Raw genomic sequence first — 8,640 nt, forward strand, 5'->3', positions numbered from 1 at the left:
ATTATTCCTGCGCCAGTGCTTCCAGTTTTTCCCGAAAACCGGTCACGGATAACGCCCGGTTATCCGCACGCCAGCGGTCTTTGGCCGCAGGTGCCGAGCTTTGTACGCCAATCAGCTGCCAGCCGTTGTCGGTTTTCAGCATCAGCGGGGAGCCGCTATCGCCCGGCAATGTATCGCACTGGTGGGATAACACACTGTTTTGTGCCCAACCGGTGACGATGCAGTCGGTGTGGGTGTAAAGCGAATCCAGATGATCGACCGGATAGCCCGATTGTGTCACTTTACGGTCAGCCGCTTTTAAAGCTGCCGTCAGCGCCGCTTTGTCGCCATCAAATAGCGGCAGTGGGGAGATCCCCGATGGCGGATAACGCAGCACAATCAGACCAAAATCCCACTCGGCAGCAGCGGGTGGCACAATCCAGCCATCGCCGTCAGGTTTTAAACGTTTACCCAGCGAAGGATCAACGCGACCTTCCACGCCGTGAATTTCATAGCGCCAGACGCCTTTTTTCGAAATAAAGCGCAGGGCAACGGCTTTGTCAGGCTTGCCTTTCGGCGGGATCAATAAACAGTGCCCGGCGGTGAGTGCCAGGTGAGGGGAAATCAGGGTCGCGGTGCACAAATTACCGCTGGCGGTTTCCAGCTGCCCGATGGCATCCCAGGGAGCCTGGGTCGGATCGGTGACACGCGTACGGTCGTCATGACCAAAAAACAGCGTTTTGATCTCTTTCGCATCAATGGCGCTATCATCGCCATCATCCGCATGTGTCAGGCCAGAAAAGAGACAGAACGTTCCCAGTAACAACACAACAGTTTTCCGCATATCACACTCTGGTGGGGTAATTATGATTATTAAAAATGAACCCTGTGAAAATACTATAGACGGGACGGCGTTAAAGTGGGAGTAAAATCAGCGTGCTACATTCAGGAAAGATAAAACATGCTGGCGATAATCGCGCATAAAATAAGCGTGATAAGGATGAACTCAAACCGATAGCGTCGCAGCATACGCCCTCCGGATAAAAAAACGGCGCCGATTATTATGGCTCAGCGCCGATTTAGCAACGTGCCCGCGAGGGGCACGGTTTAGCGAGTTGGCTTACGCAGCTGGCTGTGCAGCAGGTTTAGCGGCTTCGTGTTTTACTGCTTTTTTGTGGTGCTTTTTAGCAGCCTGAGCTTTCTGCTCTACAGCAGGTTTAGCTGCTGCTTTCTTGTGGTGTTTTTTCGCAGCCTGGGCTTTCTGCTCAGTTGGCGCAGCAGTGGTGGTGGTTGCTGCTGGTTTGGTTGCTGCTTTTTTGTGGTGTTTTTTAGCGGCCTGAGCTTTCTGCTCTACAGCTGCTTTTTTGTGTTTTTTGTGGTGCACAGTTTTTGCTGGCGCCGCTTTAGTGGTCGCAGCAGCAGCCGGAGCTGGGGTAGCGGAGGTTGCAGCATCAGCAGCAAACGCAGCAGAAGACAGACCCATAGCAGCGGCAACAACCAGAGCTAATACTTTTTTCATTCTCATACCCTCGAATTTGGTTTCTCATTTAACCCCACTGCGGGGCCGTTGAAATAACTATATCCTTATGGATTCGAGGCTTCCGTGAGTCATTGGTATCGGCGTGTAACGTAATGTACAAAGCGCGTGTACATGGTCGATGGATGAAAGGCATTTCTTGCACCACAGAACTGCGCAGTCCTAATTTTCACTTAATCTTTTTCTCAGATAGTAGATTCTCACATTGTTTAAAGGGTTATTAATCTATGAGAAAGATTCTTCTTATTGCGCTTGCAGGGTCAGGAATGGCCGGTTCGGCCTTTGCACAGAACGTTACCGTGGATGTTCCGAGTGGTTATAAAGTGGTGATTGTGCCTTCATCCGCTACCGTTCCCCAGGCCGTCGTCGTTACCGCGCCAGCGCCTCAGACAGTGTACGTCGCGCCTGCGCCTGTGGCCGCTGCGCCGGTCTATCATCCTCGCGCACGCCATGTGGCCAGCGTGGCGGAAGGGATGGTGATTGAACATCAATACGATGACCATCATTAAGCAATAAGAAGGATTTGCCCCTGAGAGTGTTCAGGGGCAGATAGCGAGAAGGATTACAGGTAGCGGGACGTCAGATGTTCGCGGAAATAGCGGCTATTGAGATCTTCGCCCGTCGCCTGAGTAATAAGCTGCGAGGTGGTGAAGCGGCTACCGTGCTGCCAGATGTTTTGGTTTAGCCAGTCAAACAGCGCCGAGAAATCGCCGTCCGCAATGGAAGACTCCAGACCCGGCAACGCCGTTTTCGCTGCGCTGAACAACTGTGCGGCGTACATCGCGCCCAGGGTATAAGACGGGAAGTAGCCAAAGCCGCCGTCGGTCCAGTGGATATCCTGCATACAGCCGTTACGGTAGTTATCTTTAGTCGAGAGTCCAAGCCACGCCTGCATTTTCTCGTCCCACAGCGCCGGGATGTCATCCACTTCGATTTCGCCGTTAATCAGCGCACGTTCGATTTCATACCGCAGCACCACGTGCGCCGGATAGCTCACTTCGTCCGCATCGACGCGAATATAGCCCGGCTTCACGCGCTGGTTCCAGGCAATAAAGTTCTCTTCACTGAACGCCGCCTGGCTGCCAAAGCGAGCATGCACCGCCGGAAGCAGATGTTTCAGGAAGGCATTGCTGCGACCCAGCTGCATCTCAAAGAACAGGCTTTGCGATTCGTGAATAGCAGTTGAACGCGCCTGCGCGACGGGCTGACCGAGCCAGTTGCGCGGCAGGTTTTGCTCATATCGCGCATGGCCCGTTTCATGCACCACGCCAAACAGTGCACTCAGCAGTTCGTCTTCGTCGTAACGGGTGGTAATGCGCACATCTTCCGGCACGCCGCCACAGAACGGATGGGCGCTAACGTCCAGACGCCCGGCGTTGAAATCGAAGCCCAGCATTTTCATCGCTTCCAGCCCCAGATCGCGCTGAACGGCGGTCGGGAAGGGACCTTGCGGCGGAACGAACGATTTCTGTGACTGCTTCTCTACGACCTGCGCCAGCAGATCCGGCAGCCAGGATTTCAGATCACCAAACAGCACGTCGAGACGGGCGCTGGTCATGTCCGGCTCAAAGATATCAAGCAGGGCGTCGTAAGGCGTGCAGCCTTTGGCTTCGGCGCGCAGACGCGCTTCTTCGCGGCGGTACTTCACCACTTCTTTCAGATTAGTCGAAAAGCCCTGCCAGTCATTCGCCGGACGCTGGGTGCGCCACGCGTGTTCACATTTGCTGCCCGCCAGCGATTTGGCTTCAACCAGCGATTCCGGCAGCAGCGACGCCTGCTGGAAGTGGCGTTTCATCTCCCGCAGATTCGCCAGTTCGACGTCATTAAGATCTTCGCTTTCAGCGGCAGCCAGCCATTCACCCACTTTTTTATCGGTGAGAATTTGATGTTGCAACACGCTCATTTCTGCCAGCGCTTCACCGCGCGCCTGACTCCCGCCCGGCGGCATCATGGCAAACATATCCCAGCCAGCGATGGCGGAAAGGTGAGAGAAACGGGATAAGCGCAGGAACGTACGGGTGAGTTGTTGATAGTTGACACTTTTACTCATTGTTCTTCTTCTCATTCGGTTGGATGTGTTCTGGGAGTTTACCGTGATTGATGCCCGATTCAATGACCCAAACACTGGCAAATTATAAGAAGAAAGGGGCATAGCGCCCCTTATTGTCCAGTCAATATAACCACCTACCGGCCCTTGCTGATTCTGCAAGCATACGCAGCGTCAGAGGTTCCGGATCATCATCATCTCCGCCACTCGTCAAAAGTGCATAGAGGAAAAATGTTTCTTCAGGCCAGTATCTGTAAAAGTCAAAATCAGCGGGGTCTACATCGAACCGCTCAAAATACTCTTTCATGATTTCTGCACCTGTCTCACTAGCCCAGACATACTCACCTGTGGTCAGGCTCGTATCAATGGTGACAGGCCAGCGCTTACGAGAAAAATAACCTGGCTCATTAAATCGCTTGTTGTACCAGGCAATGACATCATCATCAGTCACCATAACTTATCGTTTCCTCTGGCTATGGTGTTGTATTTTGTGGTCACCTTGTAAGCAATGGTTGAGACATCGGCGGCAATGATGATAATCCCAAGAACTGGAATCCAGCGCCCCACAAATGCCCCCAGATTTCTTACATAACTGAACTTCAGGCGTTTGATGCTACCAGTCGTCAAAGTGGGTAAACGTCTGGTTCTGATGTTCAGATGGTGGCGTAATTGAGAACTGAGGAAAGACTTTCCAGGAGTAGCGCCAATGGGCTTACCCCTGGTGGCTATCTCTGGCTGACCTAACAGTATCAGGCCAATCGTCAGATAATCCTTTGTGCCAAAATGCTCACTTGTTTCATCGAGGAAGACCCAGAACAGCAATTCACCAGCAGATAGATTGTAATAGCCTTTATAGAAGTACGTTCCGTTAAGTTCCTCAACTGTATCCATCAGTTTGCCGCCTATCCAGTTACACGCTCATTCCATGCGTCAGTATATTGAATGTTTCCATCAAGATAACGCCAGGTGATTTTGGCGTAGCGTAACTGCACCTGCTCCAGATGCTCTACGTTTATCACCGTTTTGGTGTCGTGCATCATTGGTGTCACGGAGACAAGCTTCACACCTTCGAGCATCATGTTGTAATACTCGACCTCTTGCCCCGCATCGTTGATTCTGTACCACTTGAATTCAGCAGATTGCAGCGTCTGCCCTGTTGCAACAGCTTTGAAGAGATACGGTGACGAACTGTCGAATTCTTTCTCGAAAATAAGCGCACCATGAACACGTGTATCCGTCAGCTTTCCCGTGTTGCCGTCAGTCGGAATATAGAGGTTATGGCTGAACGATGTAATTTCAATCGACTGTTCACGGTCACGCACGTCCACAGAACCTTTGATGGGTAAATGAGCGTGTTTGTTTAACTTGTTGATTTAAATTCTCCTTAAGGGAAATTTATGAGCGCTACATTCAGAAAAGATAAAACCATGCAACGACTTCCACCCATATTCATCAACAATGGCGATCATGTCTCCACTGGAGATGGAAGAGAGAGGGGGAGAAAGAGATAGGTACAGAACAGACGAGCTGTTATTTTTCATGAAGTGCTCGTGTCTCAATCGGCAACAGTCAAAAGTAGCATCCGAGGGATAAATATGAGTGAAAAAACAATACAAAATTAAAGGGTTTTATGATTTGTCCGAAATAGATCCTACGGAAAATGACATTCTAAAAAGGGTTCGAACAAATCATGAATAAGGTACTTATCAACAGTGCACAGGCCTTAATCTTACTGACGGGGTTGTGCAGGCCATAACAAGTGGGTTGAACAGTCTGCCACGGTGAAATGTGCATGGGCAGAACTCGTAGGTCGATCAACGCCAGCCCATCCGGCTTTTTGTGGGGTGGTGTGAAAAATGAGCGGGTGGTTTGCTTTTTAACAGGAGCGGGCATCGATGAGTATTACCGTGAATTAAATGCCGCAGTATTTCTCTAATCTGATATCAGTGTCATTGATATTCGTTTTATTCCCCCAGCCGAGTTGCACATAGAATTGCGCCGCACGACTATTTTTATCCGTTTCAAGCCAGGCAATCTCATGATGTTTGAATAATTCATGCTCGGCTAGCTGAACAAGGCTACGGCCAATACCTCTGCCTTCGTATTCCGGCAGAACAAACGCCGCAAAAAGACAGCCGTCATCCGGCAAAATCATTGAGAAGCCAATGACGTTGTCGTTTACGGTGGCAACCCATGCGCATTGACTCTGCTCAATCATATCGGCAACGACACTTTCGTTAATCCCCATCTGCTGCATTTCTTCACGGCTCAGATGATTCTCAACAACCGAGGTTCTGACGTCGAAGATACTATCAATATCAGAAAGTTGAGCTGCCCTTGTAGAGATATTCATAAGTTTTAATCCATGTATGACAAAAAAATAATGCCCGGCACGTCCTTATTTACACCGCGGTATCAGGCATGATTTTTCTCCACCATTCAGGTTTCATATCCTCAAATGAGTGAGATTGTGGCGAAAACAAGGCGCATTCATTATGGTCGAAAATACCGCTGAGCAAAGCAGTCACCGGAGTGTCATCAATCGCACCGAGTGAACTGCCACATCTGGCGCAAAATGCTCTGGATGAAGACGCAGATGAGCGGAAAAGAGAAGGCGTGCCTCCTTCGCCAGTCCATTCAACATCTGCCGAGTGGAATTCAAGCCATACTGCGGTCTGGCAACCAGAATGCTTCTGGCATATATCGCAGGAGCAGGAGTGAGATGACGCAGGGTTTATCGCTGTGAATCTGATAAATCCACATAAACATCCACCTGACAATTTCTTATCCATATCAGTCGATACCTTATCAATGCTCAGAGAGTGACAAAGATAGCATCGTCCGCTCCTCGTTGCTCACACCAGACCTGACATTAGCCACATTGCTCAGGAAGCAGGGAGGTCAGTGCGATCACCTCGCGTAGAGGGCTGAGAAATGACGATAAACTCTACGGGAGATTGAGTGTTGTTACTGGCTTGATGCGCTGAACCCGGGGGGATTTCTCTTCCCTGCTGGGTCTTGATTTCATGCATCTTACCTTCAAGCTCCATGCTCAGTTCGCCCTGAAGCACAAAGAAAAACTGCCGGGAAACGGAGTGGTAGTGGCGTTTTTCGCAGGTTCCTGGCGGCATTTTTTCATGAATAACCAACATGTCCTTGCGGTTAACGAGATACCAGCCGTCACAATTATCGCCCCAGACATAATGCTCGGCATTGTCCTTTGAAATCATGGTTATTGTCCCGTTTTGGCGTCTTGGTTTTATAGGTTTTCACTATTTATACAGAAGAGGATTATTGAATCGCAACAGGCTTACTGTGTTACTTACCCAGTGGGACTAACAACTTAGTCAATAATCCAATGCAACTCATTGATTAAAATAATGTAACCACCCAAAAATAATTACATTCCACAACGAGATCCTCCTTCCAGTAATACCAGATGTAGATATCTGGCTATCGCCGTATTATTTCCCAGCACCTGCAACATCAGGTGCCGGGATTGGCCTCCTGAAATCCTTAGTGACGACATACCGGCGCGTTAGCGCCTTTTAAAAATCACTGAATGGAAATGACCTAATGATTCCCTTTATTACCCTCGCAGAAAATTTACTGAGCGTCCCGTTCACCGCCGCGACAGATTTCACCGATCTCGCTGACTGCTGCGACCGTTTTGCCGAACCCCTGATGGAATGTAACGAACCCGCCTACAAACTGGCGCTGCTGGGCCGAATCGGCGCGTGCCTCGCACTGCTGCGCCCGACGCTGAGTGAACCTATCCCGGCGCATCTTATCGAGCGCTTTACCGTCGATGCGTTGCCCGGAACGCCGTCATATTTTGAGCCGGATGCCGAAGCGTTGTGTGAATACTGCCAGACGTTGACCCAGGTGCTGTGCCAGCAGTCGCTGTTGCCGGAAATGAAAAAATCGCTGCGCGGGTTGTTGTGTGAACTGATGTGGATGTTCGCGGGGGAGTTAAACGCGCCTCGCTGGGCTCGCCAGCACACAGAACACAAAAAAAATATCCCTCCCCAGAAGCGAAGGCCCTGATTATTCAGGGCCTTTTTTGTTGACGCCTTCATCCTATATCGCCCGGTGGCGCTTCGCTTACCGGGCCTACGAAACCCTTCATTTGTAGGCCGGGTAAGGCGCAGCCGCCACCCGGCTTTTTGTTGGCGCCTTCACCCTATATCGCCCGGTGGCGCTTTGCTTACCGGGCCTACGAAACCCTGCATTTGTAGGCCGGGTAAGGCGCGGCCGCCACCCGGCTTTTAGTTGGCCCCGCACTAGACTTCGCCCGGTGGCGCTTCGCTTACCGGGCCTACGAAACCCTGCATTTGTAGGCCGGGTAAGGCGCAGCCGCCACCCGGCTTTTTGTTGGCGCCTTCACCCTATATCGCCCGGTGGCGCTTTGCTTACCGGGCCTACGAAACCCTGCATTTGTAGGCAGGGTAAGGCGCAGCCGCCGCCCTGCTTTTTTTTGACGCCGCGCCCTATATCGCCCGGTGGCGCTTCGCTTACCGGGCCTACGAAACCCTGCATCTGTAGGCCGGGTAAGGCGCGGCCGCCAGCCGGCTTTTAGTTGGTCCCGCACTAGACTTTGCCCGGTGGCGCTTCGCTTACCGGGCCTACGAAACCCTTCATTTGTAGGCCGGGTAAGGCGCAGCCGCCACCCGGATTTTAGTTGGCCCCGCACCAGACTTCGCCCGGTGGCGCTTCGCTTACCGGGCCTACGAAACCCTGCATTTGTAGGCCGGGTAAGGCGCAGCCGCCACCCGGCTTTTTAATGATGCCCGGCTTATCCATCCACGAACAAAACGTAACTATTACCCGGATAACAATTTTCCTCCGGTGTTTTTGTTTCTGACGCAATGGGAAAGAAATGTTCCGCCCGGGTTAATTCATTTACATCAGAATTAGGAATTTTCTCAGATGGCAATGAGCGGATGTCGTTTTTTGATTCTTCTCAAATAAAGTTGAAGAAATAAAAAATAGTATGCGTGCGAAACAATACACCACAAACAACATCACATCCGCTCGAATCGCAATGTTCATCCTGTATATGGCGATATTTCATTTC

General features: G+C 51.0%; 12 protein-coding genes. 2 read left to right on the top strand and 10 right to left on the bottom strand.

Annotated elements, in window-relative coordinates; genetic code table 11:
• Position 1: 1 nt before the first annotated feature.
• From JBO43_RS00580 to asr, 3 genes are all read right to left on the bottom strand, one after another.
• Positions 2 to 823, bottom strand: a complete 822-nt coding sequence (locus JBO43_RS00580; RefSeq protein WP_202673473.1) for a trypsin-like serine peptidase — start codon at positions 821 to 823, stop codon at positions 2 to 4.
• 101 nt (positions 824 to 924) lie between these two features.
• The gene (gene ydgU / locus JBO43_RS23260) at positions 925 to 1,008 is read right to left on the bottom strand and encodes a small membrane protein YdgU (RefSeq protein WP_095281883.1); all 84 of its coding nucleotides are present in this window, start codon (positions 1,006 to 1,008) and stop codon (positions 925 to 927) included.
• A 91-nt stretch (positions 1,009 to 1,099) separates the two neighbouring features.
• Positions 1,100 to 1,498, bottom strand: coding sequence for an acid resistance repetitive basic protein Asr (asr, locus tag JBO43_RS00585; protein WP_095281884.1), 399 nt, complete (start codon positions 1,496 to 1,498; stop codon positions 1,100 to 1,102).
• Positions 1,499 to 1,743: 245 nt separating this feature from the next.
• On the opposite strand from asr, the gene JBO43_RS00590 reads away from it, so the two are divergent.
• Positions 1,744 to 2,025: a hypothetical protein gene (locus tag JBO43_RS00590; protein WP_103946361.1), complete on the top strand. Its 282-nt coding sequence runs from the start codon at positions 1,744 to 1,746 to the stop codon at positions 2,023 to 2,025.
• A 53-nt stretch (positions 2,026 to 2,078) separates the two neighbouring features.
• Here JBO43_RS00590 and JBO43_RS00595 read toward each other — a convergent pair whose 3' ends face one another.
• From JBO43_RS00595 to JBO43_RS00625, 7 genes are all read right to left on the bottom strand, one after another.
• The gene (locus tag JBO43_RS00595; RefSeq protein ID WP_202673474.1) at positions 2,079 to 3,566 is read right to left on the bottom strand and encodes a carboxypeptidase M32; all 1,488 of its coding nucleotides are present in this window, start codon (positions 3,564 to 3,566) and stop codon (positions 2,079 to 2,081) included.
• A gap of 121 nt (positions 3,567 to 3,687) precedes the next feature.
• Positions 3,688 to 4,017, bottom strand: a complete 330-nt coding sequence (locus tag JBO43_RS00600; RefSeq protein WP_202673475.1) for a DUF1493 family protein — start codon at positions 4,015 to 4,017, stop codon at positions 3,688 to 3,690.
• Positions 4,011 to 4,454, bottom strand: a complete 444-nt coding sequence (locus JBO43_RS00605) for an STM2901 family protein (protein ID WP_202673476.1) — start codon at positions 4,452 to 4,454, stop codon at positions 4,011 to 4,013. Before JBO43_RS00605 ends, JBO43_RS00600 begins: the two co-directional genes overlap by 7 nt.
• A gap of 11 nt (positions 4,455 to 4,465) precedes the next feature.
• The gene (locus JBO43_RS00610; RefSeq protein ID WP_202673931.1) at positions 4,466 to 4,936 is read right to left on the bottom strand and encodes an Hcp family type VI secretion system effector; all 471 of its coding nucleotides are present in this window, start codon (positions 4,934 to 4,936) and stop codon (positions 4,466 to 4,468) included.
• Positions 4,937 to 5,475: 539 nt separating this feature from the next.
• The gene (locus tag JBO43_RS00615; RefSeq protein ID WP_202673477.1) at positions 5,476 to 5,916 is read right to left on the bottom strand and encodes a GNAT family N-acetyltransferase; all 441 of its coding nucleotides are present in this window, start codon (positions 5,914 to 5,916) and stop codon (positions 5,476 to 5,478) included.
• Between the two features lie 49 nt (positions 5,917 to 5,965).
• Positions 5,966 to 6,355, bottom strand: coding sequence for a GFA family protein (locus tag JBO43_RS00620; protein WP_095281890.1), 390 nt, complete (start codon positions 6,353 to 6,355; stop codon positions 5,966 to 5,968).
• Positions 6,356 to 6,448: 93 nt separating this feature from the next.
• The gene (locus tag JBO43_RS00625) at positions 6,449 to 6,793 is read right to left on the bottom strand and encodes a cupin domain-containing protein (protein ID WP_202673478.1); all 345 of its coding nucleotides are present in this window, start codon (positions 6,791 to 6,793) and stop codon (positions 6,449 to 6,451) included.
• A gap of 346 nt (positions 6,794 to 7,139) precedes the next feature.
• Here JBO43_RS00625 and JBO43_RS00630 point away from each other — a divergent pair, with 346 nt between their 5' ends.
• The gene (locus JBO43_RS00630; RefSeq protein WP_202673479.1) at positions 7,140 to 7,610 is read left to right on the top strand and encodes a hypothetical protein; all 471 of its coding nucleotides are present in this window, start codon (positions 7,140 to 7,142) and stop codon (positions 7,608 to 7,610) included.
• The last annotated feature ends 1,030 nt before the right edge of the window (positions 7,611 to 8,640 follow it).

This window comes from Lelliottia jeotgali, assembly GCF_016771845.1.
Classification (GTDB): domain Bacteria; phylum Pseudomonadota; class Gammaproteobacteria; order Enterobacterales; family Enterobacteriaceae; genus Enterobacter; species Enterobacter jeotgali.

Excerpts from the sequence above, each read along its gene's own strand:
- JBO43_RS00580 (WP_202673473.1), bottom strand. The coding sequence starts at position 823 with ATGCGGAAAACTGTTGTGTTGTTACTGGGAACGTTCTGTCTCTTTTCT.
- ydgU (WP_095281883.1), bottom strand. The coding sequence starts at position 1,008 with ATGCTGCGACGCTATCGGTTTGAGTTCATCCTTATCACGCTTATTTTA.
- asr (WP_095281884.1), bottom strand. The coding sequence starts at position 1,498 with ATGAAAAAAGTATTAGCTCTGGTTGTTGCCGCTGCTATGGGTCTGTCT.
- JBO43_RS00590 (WP_103946361.1), top strand. The coding sequence starts at position 1,744 with ATGAGAAAGATTCTTCTTATTGCGCTTGCAGGGTCAGGAATGGCCGGT.
- JBO43_RS00595 (WP_202673474.1), bottom strand. The coding sequence starts at position 3,566 with ATGAGTAAAAGTGTCAACTATCAACAACTCACCCGTACGTTCCTGCGC.
- JBO43_RS00600 (WP_202673475.1), bottom strand. The coding sequence starts at position 4,017 with ATGGTGACTGATGATGATGTCATTGCCTGGTACAACAAGCGATTTAAT.
- JBO43_RS00605 (WP_202673476.1), bottom strand. The coding sequence starts at position 4,454 with ATGGATACAGTTGAGGAACTTAACGGAACGTACTTCTATAAAGGCTAT.
- JBO43_RS00615 (WP_202673477.1), bottom strand. The coding sequence starts at position 5,916 with ATGAATATCTCTACAAGGGCAGCTCAACTTTCTGATATTGATAGTATC.
- JBO43_RS00620 (WP_095281890.1), bottom strand. The coding sequence starts at position 6,355 with ATGGATAAGAAATTGTCAGGTGGATGTTTATGTGGATTTATCAGATTC.
- JBO43_RS00625 (WP_202673478.1), bottom strand. The coding sequence starts at position 6,793 with ATGATTTCAAAGGACAATGCCGAGCATTATGTCTGGGGCGATAATTGT.
- JBO43_RS00630 (WP_202673479.1), top strand. The coding sequence starts at position 7,140 with ATGATTCCCTTTATTACCCTCGCAGAAAATTTACTGAGCGTCCCGTTC.